Raw genomic sequence first — 19242 nt, forward strand, 5'->3', positions numbered from 1 at the left:
GCGTTGTCAAGTGTGAATTCAATTTTCATCGGCAGGCGCCACGATTCAGTTCACGCTGAACGACGAAGTCCACGCATGGTCGCCGCGAAGCTCACGCGTGCCGATATAGCGATCAGCCTGACGCGCCGCCGAGTCGATGCGGGCGAAGGCGTCTATCCAGCCGCCTTCCTCACACCGTCATGGAGCTGCCGGGCGTTGCTTTGGTGCCCTCGTGAAGTCGCGCGCAGCAACCGAGCGTGGAGGGAGAAAAGAAGATGTTGACGAGCTGGTTATCGGCCATCCAATGGATGTCGTTCCCGCTGGGCGCAGACGCGGTGATCTCCGCGACGAGCTCGTCGTACGTGAGTTCATGATCGAAGGACTCGAGGTGCTGCACGACTGCCTTCACGTCACGCTGAAGAGTCGTTTCCACGAAACGAAATCGTAGGCACGCCCACCGACACGCACATGTAGGAAACCTCCCTAGTGGAGCTCGCAGACGGCACAGCAGGGGTGGCCGACTTCCGTGCCGCTACAGTGACACGAGAAGCGGGTGTTCGATCTCACTTGACCTGAGATCGAACGCCCGCTCCCGTTTCGGTGCTACTTGCCGTTCTCCGTCACGCTCGTGTTGGGGTGACGGGCGGCGGCAGCGCCCGAGATGTACCGGCCGGAGATCGCCGAGCGGTGGTGCGTACCGCTCGACTTGTTCCCTCCGGACTCGGTGACGCTCGTCCTCGGGTGACGAGCGGCAGCGGCATTCGAGATGTAGCGGCCTGTGATTGCGGAACGGTGAGCCATCTCGGCTCCTTCCTCTTCGGAGTTCGCCTCGACGTCGTCGAAGGGCGCCGCCGTGGTCCGGCGGTCGTCTGAGGTCTTGACCAGCGAGAGCTTCGGCTGGGGGTCTTCGATGCTGGCGAGCTGCCGGATGCGCTTGGGCGTCATCTGTAGGCCGTTCGCGATGTCGACCAAACTCACCCCCACGCCATCGAGTAGGTCGATAGCGTTCTTGAGGAGTTCCGGTTGCTCGCCGTCGAACTCGCGGATTGAGAGCGGTCGACGCGGCAGGCTGTTGAGCGTGATGTAGGCCCGGCGCGCCGTCGACTCGGAAACCATGTCGAGCTCGCGGAGCCGATAGAGCAGCGAGTGCAACGAGACGCCCCACCACTGCCCCAGCTCCTCGAGGCGGTTGAAGTTCATCCGGGTCGGCAACTGGTCGCGGATGACGTCGCGCGGCGTGAGGAACTCGGCAGCGAACTCGTTGGCTTGGCGCTCCAGTTGGCTGTCGGTGCCTTGCCTGCCGTGGTGGAGCACGATGTGACCCAGCTCGTGGGCGGCCGAGAACCGGTGACGCATGACATCGTCTGCCTTGTCCGGTGTGAGCACGATCATGGGACGCGGCAGCGCGGTCGTAGAGAAGGCGTCGATGCGGCTCTTCTCGTCGAGAGAGGGGTCCTCCTTCATCGAGAAGAACACGGTGAGGATGCCGTGCTGCTCGAGTTGGTAAACGAGGTGTTTGATGGGCTCGAGGCCAAGATCCCAGTGTGTCCGCATGCTGCGTGCCGCTGTGATTGGGTCGGGCACGTCCAGCGAGTCGGGCATCGCCCAGGCTGGAAGATCGACTTCGGGGAACTCGACGCTCTCCTCGAGGTAGCAGCTGAGCTCCCACGCCTGTTCGACGTAGGCGGTGGCTTGCTGCTGCTGACCGACGGTGGTGGCGCGCAACCTACGGAACGAGGCCTCCGCAATCTCGACCTGGGCACGAGGACGTCCGTGCGCGAAGAATCCGGGCGGCACGTTGAGCGCATTGGCGAGCGCGGCGATGGTTTCCGCCCGCGGCTTGACCTCGCCGCGCTCGTACTGACCGATCGCGGCGGCAGACACCCCGACCAGCTGATGTAGCTCGGACTTGGTGAGCTTGCAGATGCGGCGGGCCTGGGTGAGGCGGGCTGGGTCGAATAGTCGGGCAACGTCCATGAGGGTTGGCTGCTCGGCCATCAGTTGCTGCCCCTCTCCCCTTCGGGCCGCGGTCGGAGTCGAGTGGAGGTGCGAGGGCGCTCACCGTCGGCGAAGCCGCCCGTCGCGCGCGGCTTCTGCTTCTTCTCTTGCGCCGAGGCGGCCTGCTTCTGGTAGATCAGCCGCTCCGGGTCGGTGAACTCGAGGTAGCGACCGTTGAGTCGGGCCGGCGCCCAGTAGATCGTGCCGACACTGAACGGCGTGCTGCTGTAGTACGGCACGATGAGGGTGACGCGGCTCGACGCATCACCGACGATCTCGAGGACGTCGGAGAGCCGGGCGAACTCCTCGCCGTCCTGGGTGTCCTCACGGGGGAGCTCGAACAGCCCACCCGGCTCGGTGTACTTGATGTTGCTCGTCTCGAGGAATACCTCACGGCGCTGCTCCGGCAGGTAGCTCAGGCGGTAGCGGCGATGGTTGCGAGGCATCTGCTTGCCGACACGCTGGAGGAAAAGCAGAGTGTCGCCGACGTAGGGCAAGATGCGGCGACTCCCCGACACACGCTGCTCCCGGTAGCGATCCATGCCCTTAATGAGCGCCTGCAGTTCCTTCTGCGCACCTCGAGCCATCCCGACGCCGTACACGTCCTGGTCGCCGTCCGGGTCCTGGTACTCGGTGTGCGCCCTTGCCGAGCGATCCTGGCTCTTGTGGATCGCCGACGAGATTGACGAGCGCAGCGTTGCGAGCTCATCGTCGGTGAACTCAGACCGCCAGTCCAGCGGTTCGGCGTCGTTCATGCTGTCTCCCATCGGGTTCTAGGCGAGAGAGTAGCACGCTCCTTTAGCCAATATCAGAAAACCGTCATATCCATCGGTGGCGTGTCGCGTCTATCCCGCAGATTGACGGAGGCGGAACTCCAATCAGCGTGCAGTTCGTCACCTCTCGGAGCTTCCGTCAGTGTCACAAGTAGAACAGACACCACCGACACCAGCAGCGAGCAGACACTGCTCGACCGTCAGGCGAGGTCTGGCCCTTGAGACGACCCGCCCGGCTCTGCGCCGGGATAGCCGTCGAGGTAGCGGCGGTACATCACGCGCCCGCCAAAGACATCGCGGATATGGGTGCCGATGACGTGCGCCAGCTCTGGTGCGGATGCGCCTTTGAATCCCCAACGATCCTTACCCTGATCCCAGGGTTGCTCGGACGGAAACCAGTCATCGATCCGGTATGCTCCGCGCACGACTCCGTCGGCGACGCCGAGGCAGTACTGAGCCCGGTCGCGTACCCATGGGGCGATTCGCCAGTGTCCGCGTGTCTGGTCGTAGACGTCTTGCTATGTCGAGTCGGGACGCCAGCCGGCCTGGAAGAAGCCGCGGGCGGCGTTCCGCCGGTTCGCCTATCCGGCGCCGAACGCGTGCTGGCAGTTGGACGCGACCGAGTATGTGCTCACCGGGTGCGTCAAATGCGTGATCTTCCAGCTCATCGACGACTACTCCCGGCTTGCCATCGCCTCCCATGCCTCCTGGGGTGAGACGTCCGAGGGCGCGATCGCCGTGGTCAGCAAAGGCATCGCAGCTCACGGTGTTCCGCAACTGCTGCTGTCGGATAACCGGTTGGCATTGAACCCGTCCCGGCGGGGGATTCTGGGGCAGCTGGTCGCCTATCTGCGTTCGCTCGGGGTCGAGCCGATTACCGGGAAGGCATATAGGCCGACCACGCAGGGCAAGAATGAGCGATTCCATCAGACGTTGTTCCGGTGGCTGGATAAGCAGCCGTTGGCGGAAACGCTCCAGCAGCTCCAGGGCCAGGTCGACACGTTCGATCTGATCTATAACACCGAACGCCCACACCAAGCCCTGCCGGGTTGGGTGACTCAGGCGTTGGCGTGGGCGGCAACACCGCTGGTCGAACCTCCCTGTCCGCCCACTCAACCTGCGGCGCCGATCGGGGAGAAAGAGGGTCCGTGGCAGACGCGGATCCGGACCAACGGCGCCGTCTATGCTCGCGGCACCAAGTTCCAAGTCAGCCGCACCCTCGCCGGCCAAATCGCCCACCGGGTCGAGGAAGACGATCGGCTGTTGATCTTCGACGCCAACGGCACCCTGTTGGCCGAATACGTTTGGTCCTAGCTAGGGACCAAATACGTCGGCAGCGGCAACCCTCGAGGGTCCCGTGGCCCACGCACAACCCGCTAACTGTTACCGATGTCCTGAGACATGAACTGTTACCGATGTCCTGAGGTAGAACTGTTACCGATGTCTTGAGATACATCACACTGGCGTGACTACGTTTTGACTACACTTTGACTACATCTGAGGCGAATTCAAGCGCATCGACGTCATCCAGCAGCATCCAAAAACCGCGGAATTACGCGGATTTTGGGGTGGATGGTTGAGTTCTCGGGACCCCTGACTGCGACTGAAAATCGAACGGTCACCGGATCGATGCCGGTCGGAGCCACCACTGAAGGCCCCGGAACACGCCGGGGGTTTTCTTGTTTCCGGGGTTTCTCGAACCAGGCACGGCCTCTCTGCTCGCGGCTCCGGACGTACCCTGGTGGGGAGCGTGCTCCTGGTCGTTTCAGCGAGAAGGTGATCGCCGATGGGTGATGCTCGATCGCAGGGTCCGAAGCCCGAGTTGCGCATTCGGTCTGCGCTCCGCATGTTCCGGATGGTCGATCCGCTTGCCAGGCGGATGATCCCCGTCGGGATGCCCACCGGCGCACCCAACGTGCTTCTGCTCGTTCGGGGTCGCCGGACGGGCATCGAGAGATCGGTGCCCGTCACGCTGCTCGACCTCGACGGCACTTGGTACGTGCAGGCCACCTACGGTGCGGACGGCTGGGGCAGGAATCTACGGGCGGCCGGCGAGGCGGTGATCGTTCAGCCTGGCGGTCGTCGCACCGCCGTCAGCGCTAAGGAGGTACCGATCGATGATGCTGCCGAACTGCTTCATCGGGTGCTCGAGCCGTACCGGTCGCCGCGCTTGCTGCGCAGACTGCTCGGGCCGAACATGAGGCCGCCGGTCGGTCTTCTACGCCGCTATCGCATCCGCATCGACGTGACACCCGAGGAGTACCGCACGGAGGCGGCACGTCATCCGCTCTTCGAGCTCCGACCCGGCTAGAGCAATCGGCCGGGCGTGACCACGGAAGGTCATGGCAGCGCTCGTGACACGTGCGACGCGGTGTCGTCGGGCTCGTCTCATGACGCTCTGTGGCCATCGCGGCGGTGATCCGGTCATGATGGGGTGTGATCTCGATCGTCGTGGTCGGCCCGGGCGCCGTCGGTGGCACGCTCGCTGCCCATCTCGCGCAGGTGCATGACTCGTTGACTGTGGCAGTGCGAACTCCGTTCGCGGTGCTCGAGGTGACCACCGCCTCGGGAGCTCTCAGCGCCTCACCGATGGTCCTCACGGATCCGGATGTCGCTGCGCACTCGGATTGGGTCCTCGTCGCCACGAAAACGTATGACGTGGAGGCCGCGCAGGTGTGGCTGAGACGACTGGTCGGCCCCAAGACCGTGGTGGCTATCCTGCAGAACGGGGTGGAACACGTCGAGCGGTTCGCTCCCTTCGTTCCCTCCCGACAGCTCCTCCCGGTGATCGTCAACGTGCCCGCAGATCGATCCGGTCCAGGACGCATCACTCAGCACGGGACCGCCGAGCTCACGGTCGAGGCGACCGACGATGGTCGACGCTTCGCGGACATCTTCACCGGCACCGATGTGCAGGTGAAGACGACGACCGATTTCGCGACCGCCGCGTGGGAGAAGCTCATGATCAACGCGGCCGGCGGGATCAACGCCGCCACTCTCGCGCCCGACCTTGACATGCGAAGCGCCAGCGGGAGCCGGCTGGTGCGTGAGGTGGTGAACGAGGTCGCCCTCGTCGGCAATGCGGAGGGCGCTCGACTCTCCGAGAGCCTCGTCGAGCACACCCTGGCGGCGTTGGCGGCGCCGACGGCCGGTCATCTCAACTCGATGCACGCCGACCGGCTGGCAGGCCGGCCCATGGAAGTCGATGCGCGCAACGGGGCGGTCGTCCGGATCGGACGTCGGCACGGCATCCCGACGCCGGCCAACGAATTCCTCGTCGAGCTCCTCGACCTGGTGGCGCCGCCGGCCATCAGGTGAAGTCCGCCGGTTGTCCGTGGAGTGGGGGCCGCACGGATCGACGCCGCAAGGAGGAGGTCAGCGACCGAACTCGCTCACGCTCGTCGCGTCGATGGTGAGGCGGACACGCACCTGGTCCCGCCCGCCGTACCAGGGGTAAGGGCGTCCCGTGTACTTCAGCGACAGCGCCTCGATGTGCTCGGCCGCCCCTTCGTAGCTCAGCACGGCGGTACCCCGGATCTGGAAGAAGTGGGCGGGGCTCTCCGGATCCGTCACGTTCACGGCCACGCGCGGATCGCGACGGATGTTGCGCACCTTGCGATGCGTGTCCACGCTGTTGATCACGACGTGCTCGCCATCGGTGTCCACCCAGACCTGGGTCAACTGCGGGGACCCGTCGGGCATCAGAGTGGCGATGTGACAGGAACTGGGCGCGCGCAGGAGCCGGAGAAGGGCGTCGGGGAGTATCACCACCCCACTTTAAGCGGAGTAAGGCGGCGCGGGATCAGTGGTCCCATGGAAGCGCGACATTGACGACCACCCGGATTCCCATGGAATTCCACCGGACAAATCCGCTCGAACGATATATCGTGACATGTCGTCGGGATGACACGACATGATCAGTGACTCGGTGACCAGGGAGGTCGTCATGAGCGGTTCATACAGTGGTTCGGCAAGCGGCGGGGGATTCGGATCCCGCGGCTTCGACGGTGGATTCGGGGGCGGGCAGCGGTTGTCCGACCTCGCGGACCAGTTGCACGCGATGTTCGAGCAGCGGGTGGGCCCTCGGGTGGCGCGCGGCGACGTGCGGCAGGCCATCATCACGCTCCTGGCGGAGAAGCCGATGCACGGCTACCAGATCATCGCCGAGATCGACACGCGCAGCAGTGGCGCGTGGAAGCCGAGCGCCGGATCCGTGTATCCGACCCTGCAGCTGCTCGCCGATGAAGGGCTGATCAGCGCCGAGGTCGCCGACGGACGAAAGACGTACTCGCTCACGGAGTCGGGCCGCGCTGAAGCGGATGCCTCGGCCGATCGTGCCGCGCCGTGGGAGGCATCCGGTCTTGGCGGCGCTCGCAACCTCGGCGCCCTGCCCAAGGCCGGCATGGCGCTCGCGCAGGCTGCCGCCCAGGTGCGCACAACGGGTACGCCCGAGCAGGTCGACCAGGCCGTGAAGGTACTCGACGAGGCGCGTCGCAAGCTCTACACGATCCTCGCCCAGGACTGAGCGGATGCCGCAGGCCCCCGTCTCCGGGGAACCCCAACCGAACGAGGCGGGAGACACGCGCGCCCGCTACCGTCGCATCCTGCGGTTCGCGCTGCGCTATCTGGCGCAGACGTGGTGGTACGAGATCGTGCTGCCGAGGATCGGCCTGGCGGGCCTCTCCGACCGTGGACGCCCGCAGCGGCTGACGCGCGTCGCCCAGCGCTTCCACGCGCTCGCCCTCGAACTCGGTGGGCTGATGATCAAGGTCGGGCAGTTCCTGTCCTCGCGACTGGATGTGCTGCCTCCTGAGATCACGCAGGAGCTCGCAGGACTTCAGGACGAGGTGCCGCCGGCGGCGTTCGAGTCGATCCGCCGGCTCGCCGAGGCCGACCTGGGGATGCCGCTGACAAGCGCCTTCGCATCGTTCGATGAATCGCCGGTCGCTGCGGCATCCCTCGGCCAGGCGCATCGCGCGCGCCTGGTGGCGCCGGATGCCGCGGACGCCGGATTCGAGCAGGTCGTGGTGAAGGTGCAGCGGCCCGGCATCCAGGAGATCGTCGACGTGGATCTCGCTGCGCTGAGACGCGTCGCGGGGTGGCTCACCCACCTCAAGATCGTGACCGACCATGTCGATCCCCATTCCCTGGTCACGGAGTTCGCGAGGACGAGCCTCGAGGAGATCGACTACCTCCACGAGGCGGCGGGGGCCGAGCGCTTCCGGGAGATGTTCACGGACGACCCGCGCGTCGGCGTGCCCGACGTCGTCTGGGAGCGCACGTCCCGCAGAGTGCTCACCCTCTCGGATGTGACGGCCATCAAGATCAACGACGTCGAGGGCTTGCGCGCGGCGGGCATCGATCCGTCCGAGGTCGCCTCGGTGTTCGCAGAGGTGATGTTCGAGCAGCTCTTCGGTCACGGGTACTTCCACGCGGACCCGCATCCGGGGAACATCTTCGTGACGCCGTGCGAGCCATCCGCGACCGGCAAGGCGGGCGGACCACGAGGAAGCGGAGGAATCGGCGGCAAGGGCGACGGCCCGGCCTGGCGACTCACATTCCTCGACTTCGGGATGATGGGCGAGGTCACGCCCGAGCTGCGCGACGGACTGCGCAGACTTCTCATCGCCGTCGCCGCCCGCGACGGACGGAGTCTGGTGGCGAGCATCCAGGAGGTCGGCATCCTGCTCCCCACGACCGACACGGCCGAACTCGAGCGCGCGATGTCGCAGCTGTTCGACCGCTTCGGCGGGATGGGATTCGCGCAGTTGCGCACGGTGGATCAGCGCGAGTTCCGCGACTTCGGGCGAGAGTTCGGCACGGTCGTACGGTCGCTGCCGCTCCAGCTTCCCGAGAACTTCTTGCTCGTCATCCGCTCGATGTCGCTGACGTCGGGTGTGTGCAGCTCGCTCGACCCCGACTTCAACGTGTGGGACGCGATCGAGCCGTACGCGTCACGGCTGCTGCGCGAGGAGAGCGGCAATGTGGTGCTCTCGGTAGCGAAGGAGGTGCTCTCGGTCGCCGGCATCGTGCTGCGCTTGCCAGGGCGTGCGGATGCGCTCATCTCTCGCATCAACGAAGGAACCATGACGGTGGCGACGCCGGCCATCGACCGTCGGCTCGGCCGCCTCGAACGGCTCGTGCGCAGGGCGGTCGGCGGTGTGCTGTTCGCGGGACTCCTCGTGGGCGGCGTGCTGCTGCTTCCGCAGGTCGCCGCGCTCGGCATCGTGCTGATGAGCGCGTCGGCGGTGCCGCTCGCGTATGCGGTGTTCGCGGGATCCGGAAACCAACGTTCGCGGTGAGACCCGGCCCATAGGTACGACGCCTTGGCGGCTATGGCATAGCCTCGGCCAAGACAACCCCTGTCGCAGTCAGCGTTGCGGCGCTGTGCTGAATCGGCTGGGCACTCCATCGTCGCCGGCGGGAGGAAACGGTCATGACGCAACGGCTGTTCACGCTTGCCGACGGACGCCGGATCGGGATCACGGTGCGGGGAGCCCAGGCGGCGATGCGGTGGGTGCTGATGTGCCATCCCACGCCGGGTGCGGGTGGGTTCGATCCGGATCCGCACCTCACCGAGCGCAGCGGACTGTCTGTCATCTCCCTCGATCGGCCCGGCTATGGGGCGTCCGATCCCTGGAGAGTCCCTCCGCAACCCTCGCCACTGCGCTGGGTCGAGGACGTGGACGCCTTCCTCGCGCAGTGCCGCAGCGATGCCGAGTCCCTCGGGCGCGTCGCCTACCGTGACCTCGCCGTGCTGGGCTGGCGCGAGGGATCCATCTTCGCCGCCGCATTCGCCGCCGCCTTTCGTGACGAGGTGGCCGCGGTGGCGCTCGTCGAGCCGATGACGCTGCGCGCGGCCTCCTACGGCACTGAGACATCGGCCGTGTGGGCCGGCGAGCGACTGGCGCCGGACGTGGGCGCTGCGGATTCGCGGGATCCCGGGCTCACGTCGCGGCTGGAGCGCATGCTGAGCACGGCCGCCGAGCAGGGCGATGCCGGTCTGGATGCCGACCGTGCCGCGTTCAAGCAGAAGGTGCTTCGCGAGAGCCTCGACTCCGTGACGGCCCCCACTCTCGTGCTCGCTCGGAACACGAAGCAGCAGAGGCGGTCGGCACATGCGTACGCTCGGCGGCTGCGCGACGTGCGGGTCGCCCTCTCAAACGCCGAGGTGCCTATCGCCGCGCACTGGGCCGGAATCATCACCCACCTCCAGGCCTTCGGAGCGCGCGGCTGAACGTGTGCGACGTCGCCTCCCGGGCGACGAAAAGCGCATCGGCGCGGAGGACAGGGAACGCCCAGCCGGATCCGTGTCGGTGAGCAGGCGCACGATCGCGAGCACCGGACCGTGCGGTCTGTCGCACACTTTCGGACGCCGTGTCAAGGGCCAGCGCGTGCACCCTGTCGGCCCCTAACGTGTTCTTCGGGGGGCGCCCTCGGTACTTCGGAAGCAGCATCGTTCTCGGGTGACGATGCGCTCGAGGGAGATCGAGAAGGTCGCCGCGCGGGGCATGGGTTTCGTAGACCCGGCCCCGCGCGTTCGGTCTGGCGGCCGACCGGGAACGAGGGGTCGTCATGCCGCACAACGAGTTGAAGACCATCCGCACAGCGATTCCCGCCAGGCTGGACCGGCTGCCATGGTCGCGTTGGCACTGGATGGTGGTCATCGGCCTGGGAACGGTGTGGATCCTCGACGGCCTCGAAGTGACGATCGTCGGCGCCATCGCCGGCCGCCTCACCGAGGAGTCGAGCGGACTCGGACTCAGCGCGGGTGAGGTCGGGCTGGCAGCAGCGATCTATGTGGCCGGCGCCTGCGTCGGCGCCCTCGTCTTCGGCTACCTGACCGACCGATTCGGCCGCAAGAAGCTGTTCATGATCACGCTCGGTCTCTACCTGCTCGCGACCGTGGCGACCGCTTTCTCGTTCTCGCCGATGTTCTTCTTCGTGTGCCGCTTCTTCACCGGCGCGGGGATCGGCGGGGAGTACTCCGCCATCAACTCGGCGATCGACGAACTGATCCCCGCCAAACGCCGTGGAGTGGTCGACCTCGCCATCAACGGGTCGTACTGGCTGGGCACGGCGTTCGGCGCCATGCTCACCGTCGTGCTGCTGAACACGAGCATCTTCCCGGCGAATGTCGGATGGCGCCTCGCCTTCGGCCTCGGCGCGGTGCTCGGGCTGGTCATCCTGCTGGTGCGCCACAACGTCCCCGAATCCCCGCGCTGGATGTTCATCCACGGCCGCGACGAGGCCGCAGAGAAGGAAGTCGCGGAGATCGAGCACACGGTGGAGGAGGACACCGGCGAACCTCTGGAGGACGTCGGCGACGATCGCGCGATCGAGATCAAGCAACGGAAGTCGACGGGATTCGGCGAGATCGTGCGCGTCGCGGTGACGAAGTATCCGAAGCGGTTCGTACTCGGACTGTCCCTCTTCATCGGACAGGCCTTCCTCTACAACGCCGTCTTCTTCACCTACGCGCTCGTGCTGACGACGCTTCTGCACGTTCCGGTCGACGTCGCTCCGTGGGCGCTCGTTCCCATCGCCGTGGGGAACTTCCTCGGTCCGCTGCTGCTCGGCAGGTTGTTCGACACCGTCGGACGCAGGGTGATGATCTCGGCCTCGTACATCACGAGCGGCGTGCTGCTGGTGGGCACGGGCATCCTCTTCGATCTGCGGCTCCTCGACGCGACCTGGCTCACGGTCTGCTGGGTGATCGTGTTCTTCTTCGCGTCGGCGGGCGCGAGCTCCGCCTACCTGACGGTGAGCGAGATCTTCCCGATGGAGACCAGGGCCATGGCGATCGCATTCTTCTATGCGGTCGGCACGGGCCTCGGCGGAATCGTCGGACCCTTGCTCTTCGGCCAGTTCGTCTCGATCGGCATCGGGGCCGTCGCTGTCGGATACTTCATCGGCGCCGCGCTCATGATCGCCGCGGGCCTCGTCGAGGTCTTCCTCGGCGTGGATGCGGAGAACGAGTCGCTGGAAGACATCGCGGAGCCGCTTTCCAAGGCGGATGCGTGACCGTCACACCGCGGACCGCTCGACCTCAGTGGTCGCGCAGCATGTGGATGACTTCGCCCTTCGTCTTGTGCGAGTACCCGTGGAGTCCGAGGTCCTTGGCCTTGTGACGCAGGTCTGTCACCGTCCACTCCTCGTACGGCTCCGACTTGCCGCCCTTGCGCCCCACACTGCTGCGACCGCGCTTCGCCGCCGCGTTCGAGATGCGCGCCGCCTTCTGCTTCGACGCGCCGTCCTCACGCAGCTCCTCGTACATCTTCGGGTCCTTGAGACTGGGTTGCCGTGGCATTGCGTCCTCCGTTCTCGTGCGGTGAGTCGGCCCACCGGTGCCTGCAAGTGATCGACGGTACGCGCCGACGGGTCCGACCCGAACGGGTTGACATCTCGCAGCTGGTTGCGCACGAGCGTCGGATCCGTGCGGTCTCTCCGGCCTTCGACCTCTGGGATCACGACTTCCATTCGGCGGTGCGGAACTCCCGTCCTCCGCCACTCAGTCGCAGACCGTGGCCCTCGGCGGACGGGTCGGGCACGAGGCATCCATCGACGAGCTCCGGAACACCGTCGAACAGAAGCGGCTCGATCAGCGCGTGGTCGTGGAAGTACTCGACGTGCACCGCAGGCTCCGCGGATGCCGCCAGCGAGGCATGCAGCGCCGGCGCGGTGTGCGCGCTGAGCGGGATGCCCCTGGCCACGCACTGCTGCGCGGCGCCGGCGAAGCCGATCACGCCGCCGCAGCGGGTGGCATCCGCCTGGAGCACGTCGACCGCGCCGGCTTCCAACAGCAGACGGAAGTCGGCGGGGACGTACGCGTATTCGCCCGCCGCGATGTGCATTCCGGCGGGGGCGCGATCGCGGATCAGGCGCAGCCCGTCCAGGTCGTCGCTCGAGACCGGCTCCTCGAACCAGGTGACGCGGGCCTCCCCGGAGAATCGTTCGGCGAGCGCCAGCGCCTGCTTGCGGTCGTAGGCGCCGTTCGCGTCGGCGAACAGTTCTACGGAGTCGCCGACGGCGGAGCGGGCAGCGCGTACTCGGTCGACGTCGGCGGCGGCATCCGTTCCGACCTTCATCTTCATCGCGCTGACGCCCTTCTCCGCCCATGCCGCGAACTGGCGCGCCAGTCGGTCGTCGGTGTAGCTCGTGAATCCGCCGCTTCCATACACCGGGATGCGATCACGCGCAGCGCCCAGCAGCCCGAGCAGCGACACCCCGAGAAGCCTGGCCTTCAGGTCGTGGAGGGCCACGTCCATTGCGGAGACAGCGCTCGCCGTAATGCCGCACCAGCCCGCATTGCGCAGAGACCGCGCCATCGCCCAGAAGATCTCGGTGGTGGCCAGCGAGTCGCACCCCAGCACGACGGGAGCGAGGATCTCGCGGACCACGTCGAGCGCCGCGGGAGACGTGTAGGCATAGCCGAGGCCTGTGGCGCCGGCCGCATCGACCTCGACCACGAGCACACCCGTCGAGTCCCACGTGGCGGTGCCGTCCGATTCGGCGACGGGCTCGCCTCCGAACGTCGTGGGAACGACATACGTGCAGGCGCGCACGCTCGACACCGTCGCCTCGGCGATCATGTCGGCTCGCACTCCCGTGCCATCGGCCGTTCTTCCTCGAGCGCCGCCTCGTGTGCCTCCGGGGTCACCGGCCGCCCCCGTCCTTCGCGTCTGCTCTGTGCAGGTGCAGCGCACCTTTGACGCGCTCCAGGCCCTCGGCGGCGAGCGCCGCAGTCGAGTCCCGGATGACGTCGAACTCGAACGGATCGCCCTTCAACAGGGCGAGCCCGGTGTTCTTGGCGTACTCCTTGGTGATGTGCGGCGGGAGCGGCGGGATGCTGCGACTCACGATCGCGTCGATGATGGTCACGCCGTCGAAGGCGAGAGCGGTCTCGATCGCCGACGCGGCATCCTCGTCCTTCTCCACTCTGATGCCCTGGAACCCGAGCAGCCGCGCGTAGCCGGCATAGTCGACGGACTCGATGTCTTGGGCGGTTCGCCACACCGGATTCGCATCCTCGGTGCGCATCTCCCACGACACCTGGCCCAGGTCGTCGTTGTGCATCACGAGCACGACGAAGGTCTTGTCGGCGAATCGGTCCAGGTGCTTCTTCACCGTGATCAGCTCGTTCATGCCCAGCATCTGGAAGGCTCCGTCGCCGATGGTGCACACGACCGGCCGCTCCGGGTACGCGAACTTCGCCGCCACGGCGTACGGCATCGCCGCGAGCATGGTGGCCAGACGTCCGGAGAGGTCGCCGCGCATGCCACGTCGGAACCGCATGTGGTGGGCGTACCAGTCGGCCGTAGTGCCGGCATCCGCCGTCACGATCACGCCGTCGGGCAGACGTCGGCCGAGTTCGTGGAAGAAGCGTCGAGGATTCGCGCCGTCGTCGTAGGCGACCATGGCCTGTGCCTCTTCCTCGTGCTCCCAGCCACGCATCTGCTCGGCGACATCGCGCTGCCACGACAGGTCGTCCGTTGTCGTGAGCAGCGGGATCAGCGCCTCCAGCGTGGCCTTCACATCGCCCCAGAGATTGACCTCGGTCGGATACCGCACGCCCAGCTGCTCGGGCTTCAGGTCCACCTGGATCGCCCGCGCCGAGCCCGTTGGCGGCAGGAACTCGCCGTACGGGTAGTTGGTGCCGAGCATGACGAGCGTGTCGCAGTCCTGCACCTGGTGCAGGCTCGGCAGCGTGCCGAGCAGTCCGAGCTGCTGCGTGTGATGAGGGACGTCGCCGGGGATCACATCCTTGCCGCGCAGCGCGGTGATGATGCCGGCGCCGGCGAGGTCCGCTGCCCGCAGCACCTCCTCCGTCGCCCCGCGCGCGCCGGCGCCGACGAGGAAGGTGACCTTCTCGCCGGCATTGATGATGTCGGCGGCCTTCTGCAACTGCTCCGCCGGCGGAGTGATCGCCGTTGATACCGGAACGCGGCTGGCGCGCGACACCCAGTGCGCGACCGGCGGAGTCACGGCCTTCATCGCCTGCACATCGTGCGGGACGATCACGACGGCCGGTTGGAGCCGGGCCTTCGCGGTGCGGAAGGCGGTGTCGACCACGACCTCGGCCTGCGCAGGGCTCACGATGGTGTGCACGTAACACGCGACATCCTGGAACACCCGTTCGAGGTTGCTCTCCTGCTGGGTAAACGTGCCGAGAGCGTCGAGACCCTGCTGGCCGACGATCGCGACCACCGGCTGGTTGTCCATCTGCGCGTCGTACAGGCCGTTCAGCAGGTGGAACCCTCCAGGGCTCGAGGTGGCGACGCACACGCCGACCTCGCCCGTCCACTTCGCGTGCGCCGTTGCCATCAGCGCACAGATCTCCTCATGTGTCGGACGGATGTACTCGATGCCGCCTTCGTCGTCCGCCTCGCGCTCCGCCTTGCCCAGCGCGCCGTCGAATGCGCCGATGCCGTCTCCCGGGAAACCGAAGACGCGATGAACGCCCCAGTCCTTCAGCCGTTGGATGATGACGTCGCTGACCGTCTCAGCCATGTCGTTCCTCCTTCATATGAACTCTCTGGCAACCGTCCGCCCCTAGCTCCGGCGCGCCATCCGGTCCGCCGCTCGCGCAGCGACGGCCATGATCGTGAGCGCCGGATTCGCGCTGCCCTGCGTGGGGAGCACGCTGCCGTCGGTGATGTACAGGTTCGGGATCGCGAACGTGCGGCAGTCGGCATCCACGACGCCGTGCCGCTCGTCCGCCGCCATCCGGGCGCCGCCGACGAGATGCGCGTAGCGGTTGATGGTGATCACCTCGTCGGCGTCCGCCGCCTTCAGGATGCGTTCCATGACGGCGGTCGCGGCGTCCATCACCTTGCGGTCGTTTTCGCACTGGCTGTAGGCGAAGTGGGCGATCGGCATACCGTGCCGGTCCGTCTCGTCGGCGAGGGTGACCCGGTTGTCCGCCTGCGGCAGGAACTCGCACAGCGCGCCGAGGACCGCCCAGTGCACGTAGTCGCTCATGTAGTTGCGGAACTCCGTGCCCCAGTAGCCCTGCGCCATCACGTGCTCCGCCCAGGTGATGGGCAGTGGCGAGACCGTCTGCACCGAGAAGCCGCGCTTGTAGGGCTTGCTCGGATCCGTCTCGTAGAACTCCTCGGTGCTCACCTCGGGAGGCGGCGCCTTGTACATGCGGATCTCCTCGTCGAACCGTCCGGCGGTCTGCGGCGCGCCCTGCACCATCACGTACCGGCCGACCTGGTCGTGGTCGTTGCACAGCCCGTCGGGGAACCGTGCCGACGCCGAATTGAGCAGGAGACGAGGTGTCTCGATGGCGTATCCGGCGACGATGACGACGGATGCCCGCTGGAACCGCTCGAGCCCGTCCCGCACGTACCGCACCCCCGTCGCCCGACCGGTGAGGTCGTCCACGCCGATAGCGGTCACCATGCAGTCTGGACGCACCTCCGCGCCATGTGCGATGGCATCCGGAATGTGCGTGATGAGCGGTGAGGCCTTCGCGTTCACCTTGCAGCCCTGCAGGCAGAAGCCGCGGTAGATGCAGTGCGCGCGGTGGCCGAACCGCCCGCTGGGGATGGCGACCGGCCCGACCTTCACCCGGATGCCGGCGCGCTCCGCCCCGCGCATGAACACCTCGCCATTGCCTCCCACCGGATGCGGCCGGTGCGGGTACCCGTGCGGATCTCCCCACGGCCAGTGCTCACCTGCCACTGGCAGTTCCTCTTCGAGCCGTTCGTAGTATCCGCGCAGCTGCTCGTAATGGATCGGCCAGTCGGCGCCCACGCCGTCCACCGTGAAGGTGTGGAAGTCGCTGGGGTGGAAGCGCGGCGTGTATCCGGCGTAGTGCACCATGGATCCGCCGACGCCCCGACCGGAGTTGTTCGAGCCGAGCGGCACCGGATCGGATCCGCCGATCTCCCGCGGTTCCGTCCAGTACAGCTGGTGCGAAGCGGCCTCGTCGCTGACCCAGTCCTCTTCCGGATCCCAGAACGGCCCGGCGTCGAGTGCGGCGACCCGCCAGCCGAAGCGCGCGAGTCGCTGGAGCATCGTCGAGCCGCCCGCGCCGCAGCCCACGATGACGGCGTCGAGCTCGTCGCCGTCGTCGAATCGCCGCATTCTCTGGCGCAGGGTGTCGTCGACTGCGCCTTCCGGCGTCAGCAGCCAGGCGGACTCGTTGCGCTCTTCGACGCTCATCGACCGCCTTCTCCGTTGCGCTCGTCCGTGTCGTCACCACCGGTCGAAGCACGACCCGCCCGACCCGTCGCGTCCTGCGAGCCACCGTCCCCCGTCCGGCCGACGTTCTCGGCTGCGCCGGTACCGCGCGCGCGGCGCTCGGGACCAGGACGACGCAGCGGATCGTCGTGCGGTCGCACGTCCTTCACTTCGAACGGCTCGCGCTTGTCGACGCCGAGGGCTTTGTAGCCGCGCGGATACGCGGGCCCGGGAAAGCCGATCTCGTTCCACACGGCGGGATGCGAGTAGAACGCCGTCGCCGCGTACCTCGTCCACAATCCCCACACCTGCGCGGGCGGCAGCCCATGCCAGCGGTCGTCTCCCCACGTGCGCACGGCCTCGAGGAGCTCGCACTGATCCTCGTCCGGGCACGCCGCGAAATCGTGCCCGAAGCGAGCGTGGGCATCCTCATTCAGGGCACCGAGGGTCGCGGGCCACGCCTCCCGGTCGGGCGGCATGGTGTCGAAGTGCCAGCCGTCGGTCTGGTTCTCGGCGAGCCGCGCATCCACCATCCGCGCCAGGTCGACCGTCTCGTCACCGGATTCCGAACCTTGGCCCATCAGCCGGTCGAGCAGGCATTTCGCGGTGGACTCCTGCACGCGATCGAAGAAGCGGATGGCCGGCTGCCCGTGCAGCCGATCGTGCAGCGCCGCCCTCGTTGCGCCGTCCCAGTGGGGTTCCTGCTCCATGACATCGAACCCGGGGAAACGTCCTCCCCCATCCTCTGCATGCAGCGGCAGAGGACGGGTGGTCGTGTGGCGCGGGGTCACTGCTCCCTCCGCAGCACTGCAGCGAGCAGTCCCATGCCACCAACGAGTGTGACCAGCAGCGGCGCCAACAGTGGCGGCCCCATCTCCATGTTGTAGCGGAAGTTGCGCCAGCCGCCAGGCTTCTGATGGATGCCCCTGGCATGCAGCCACACACCCTGAACCCCGTTGGCGAGAATGATCGCCGCCGCCAAGGGAAGCGCCGTCTTCGCCAGCCGATGGCTCGCGTAGCCCGCGACACCTGCAGCGACCCCGATCGGTCCCGTCACGATAGGCGCCCACATCCACGGGTCGCCGAAGCTCGCCTTGTCGTGCTCGAAGTAGATCTCCGCAGTCGTCACAGCCGCACCAACGGCCGTCAAGGCAGCCAGGGTGCGTTCGAAGCGGCCGTGCCGCACATCGCGCACGAACCGGTCGATGCCGAAGGCTGCGCCGGCGACCGGATGGCCCTTCGCACCGTGTCGCCGGGTGTCGAGCAATGCGCGGCGTGATGGCATCCGGCCGCCGAACCTGTGGATGCCGGCGAGCGGATGATTCGCCGAAGTGGTCATAGTCGCCAGCGTCGACGTCTCCCGAGACTCTGTCGAGCGGTTGCGTCACCGTCGGGAGCGTTGTAGGAGCGACGCCCGCAGATCAATCGGCGGGACCGCCGGAGGCGGTGTCCTCTTGGGTTTCGGGATCCTTGTCGGGCCTGGGCCGCGCGGCCTCGACCTCGTCGGCGTCGCGTCGAGCATCCGGCTCAGGAGCCGGCGGATCCGTCGCCTCCAAGGGCTCAGTACGGATGTCGGGATCCGGCTGTCCACCTGTGTGCGTCATGGTGCGGCTCCTTCCGATCGATCGTCGATCACCAGCTGACCTCGGATCGGCCGCCCAGAGCAGTGGTTGCGGACCTCGACGAGCGCGCGCATACTGCCGGGCCACCTCTGAGGAGCCGAGGCACCCCTGAGGATCGGCTCTCGGGCGGGCTCCGTCGGATCCGCCACGGGCAGCCGTTCGATCGGCGAGACGCGGCACGAGCCGGTTCGGCCAGATGTGAAGCACACTCAGGGCCGATCTGGCAAGGGGTTCCGCCGAAAGGCCCCGATGGGGAGAGTGACGGCATGGTTTCTCTAGCGATAGTCCTCCTCGTGGTCGGGCTGATCCTGCTGTTCCTCGGCATCTTCGTCAATGCCGCGCAATGGCTTCTCTGGATCGGCATCATCATTCTGATCGTCGCCGTGGTACTCGGCTTGGTTCGATTGCTGCGAAGAAGTGTCTGACCTGGGTGCGTACGCGGCGCATCGGCGAGAGCCGCTGATGCGCCGCGTACGCACGTTTGCCACGAACACACCTCCGCCCCCGGCCACTGGGGGTGTGTTGCCCGTGGTGTAGGTCGCACCGGCCTCGACAGAGGCCACGGCACCTGACGGATCGCAGTCCGCGCTCCCGACAGGTGCCTTTTTGCGGGTCGTAGAGGGTCTTACACACGAAAGCGGACGGATGTCGCGCTCACGCTAGGGCAGGTCCACTCAGAC

19 protein-coding genes and 1 pseudogene are annotated in these 19242 nt (G+C 66.9%); 8 read left to right on the plus strand and 12 right to left on the minus strand.

Annotated features, from left to right (window positions below; genetic code table 11):
- Positions 1-169 precede the first annotated feature (169 nt).
- From HII28_RS09555 to HII28_RS09570, 4 genes are all read right to left on the minus strand, one after another.
- A complete protein-coding gene (locus HII28_RS09555; protein WP_170025192.1) occupies positions 170-412 on the minus strand; it encodes a hypothetical protein in 243 nt (80 codons plus the stop codon).
- A gap of 170 nt (positions 413-582) precedes the next feature.
- On the minus strand, positions 583-1977 hold the full coding sequence (locus HII28_RS09560) for an XRE family transcriptional regulator (RefSeq protein WP_170025193.1): 1395 nt from the start codon (positions 1975-1977) through the stop codon (positions 583-585).
- Positions 1977-2732: a hypothetical protein gene (locus tag HII28_RS09565; protein ID WP_170025194.1), complete on the minus strand. Its 756-nt coding sequence runs from the start codon at positions 2730-2732 to the stop codon at positions 1977-1979. Before HII28_RS09565 ends, HII28_RS09560 begins: the two co-directional genes overlap by 1 nt.
- A 218-nt stretch (positions 2733-2950) precedes the next feature.
- Positions 2951-3175, minus strand: coding sequence for a hypothetical protein (locus HII28_RS09570; protein WP_170025195.1), 225 nt, complete (start codon positions 3173-3175; stop codon positions 2951-2953).
- Between the two features lie 115 nt (positions 3176-3290).
- On the opposite strand from HII28_RS09570, the pseudogene HII28_RS09575 reads away from it, so the two are divergent.
- From HII28_RS09575 to HII28_RS09585, 3 genes and pseudogenes are all read left to right on the plus strand, one after another.
- Positions 3291-3848, plus strand: a pseudogene (locus HII28_RS09575) (integrase core domain-containing protein); the annotation flags it as partial.
- 688 nt (positions 3849-4536) lie between these two features.
- Entirely contained in the window at positions 4537-5061 is a 525-nt protein-coding gene (locus HII28_RS09580; protein WP_170025196.1) for a nitroreductase family deazaflavin-dependent oxidoreductase, read from the plus strand.
- 125 nt (positions 5062-5186) lie between these two features.
- A complete protein-coding gene (locus HII28_RS09585; protein WP_205864614.1) occupies positions 5187-6068 on the plus strand; it encodes a 2-dehydropantoate 2-reductase in 882 nt (293 codons plus the stop codon).
- A 57-nt stretch (positions 6069-6125) separates the two neighbouring features.
- On the opposite strand, the gene HII28_RS09590 is transcribed toward HII28_RS09585, so the two are convergent.
- Positions 6126-6518, minus strand: coding sequence for a PPOX class F420-dependent oxidoreductase (locus HII28_RS09590; protein ID WP_170025197.1), 393 nt, complete (start codon positions 6516-6518; stop codon positions 6126-6128).
- A gap of 178 nt (positions 6519-6696) precedes the next feature.
- Between HII28_RS09590 and HII28_RS09595 the strand changes: the two genes are divergently transcribed.
- From HII28_RS09595 to HII28_RS09610, 4 genes are all read left to right on the plus strand, one after another.
- A complete protein-coding gene (locus HII28_RS09595) occupies positions 6697-7275 on the plus strand; it encodes a PadR family transcriptional regulator (RefSeq protein ID WP_170025198.1) in 579 nt (192 codons plus the stop codon).
- A gap of 4 nt (positions 7276-7279) precedes the next feature.
- The gene (locus tag HII28_RS09600) at positions 7280-9052 is read left to right on the plus strand and encodes an AarF/UbiB family protein (protein ID WP_170025199.1); all 1773 of its coding nucleotides are present in this window, start codon (positions 7280-7282) and stop codon (positions 9050-9052) included.
- Positions 9053-9186: 134 nt separating this feature from the next.
- Positions 9187-9987: an alpha/beta fold hydrolase gene (locus tag HII28_RS09605; protein ID WP_170025200.1), complete on the plus strand. Its 801-nt coding sequence runs from the start codon at positions 9187-9189 to the stop codon at positions 9985-9987.
- A 338-nt stretch (positions 9988-10325) separates the two neighbouring features.
- Complete coding sequence (locus HII28_RS09610; RefSeq protein ID WP_170025201.1) at positions 10326-11774, plus strand: MFS transporter; 1449 nt, start codon at positions 10326-10328, stop codon at positions 11772-11774.
- Positions 11775-11799: 25 nt separating this feature from the next.
- On the opposite strand, the gene HII28_RS09615 is transcribed toward HII28_RS09610, so the two are convergent.
- The 7 genes from HII28_RS09615 to HII28_RS09645 form a co-directional block, all read right to left on the minus strand.
- Entirely contained in the window at positions 11800-12060 is a 261-nt protein-coding gene (locus HII28_RS09615) for a Rho termination factor (RefSeq protein ID WP_170025202.1), read from the minus strand.
- A gap of 157 nt (positions 12061-12217) precedes the next feature.
- Positions 12218-13342 carry an enolase C-terminal domain-like protein gene (locus HII28_RS09620; protein WP_170025203.1) on the minus strand — a complete coding sequence of 375 codons (1125 nt, stop codon included), beginning with the start codon at positions 13340-13342 and terminating at the stop codon, positions 12218-12220.
- 64 nt (positions 13343-13406) lie between these two features.
- Positions 13407-15260, minus strand: coding sequence for a thiamine pyrophosphate-requiring protein (locus tag HII28_RS09625; protein ID WP_170025204.1), 1854 nt, complete (start codon positions 15258-15260; stop codon positions 13407-13409).
- A gap of 42 nt (positions 15261-15302) precedes the next feature.
- The gene (locus tag HII28_RS09630; RefSeq protein WP_170025205.1) at positions 15303-16922 is read right to left on the minus strand and encodes a GMC family oxidoreductase; all 1620 of its coding nucleotides are present in this window, start codon (positions 16920-16922) and stop codon (positions 15303-15305) included.
- Positions 16919-17650, minus strand: a complete 732-nt coding sequence (locus HII28_RS09635) for a gluconate 2-dehydrogenase subunit 3 family protein (protein WP_170025206.1) — start codon at positions 17648-17650, stop codon at positions 16919-16921. The genes HII28_RS09630 and HII28_RS09635 overlap by 4 nt, the downstream gene beginning before the upstream one ends.
- Before the next feature lie 77 nt (positions 17651-17727).
- Positions 17728-18279 carry a hypothetical protein gene (locus HII28_RS09640; protein WP_240977302.1) on the minus strand — a complete coding sequence of 184 codons (552 nt, stop codon included), beginning with the start codon at positions 18277-18279 and terminating at the stop codon, positions 17728-17730.
- 82 nt (positions 18280-18361) lie between these two features.
- Positions 18362-18544 (minus strand): hypothetical protein, encoded by a 183-nt coding sequence (locus tag HII28_RS09645; protein ID WP_170025207.1) that lies wholly within the window; start codon positions 18542-18544, stop codon positions 18362-18364.
- A gap of 311 nt (positions 18545-18855) precedes the next feature.
- On the opposite strand from HII28_RS09645, the gene HII28_RS20500 reads away from it, so the two are divergent.
- Entirely contained in the window at positions 18856-18987 is a 132-nt protein-coding gene (locus HII28_RS20500; RefSeq protein WP_277348481.1) for a hypothetical protein, read from the plus strand.
- Positions 18988-19242: the final 255 nt, after the last annotated feature.

This window comes from Planctomonas sp. JC2975, from assembly GCF_012985205.1.
In the GTDB taxonomy this organism is placed as follows: domain Bacteria; phylum Actinomycetota; class Actinomycetes; order Actinomycetales; family Microbacteriaceae; genus Humibacter.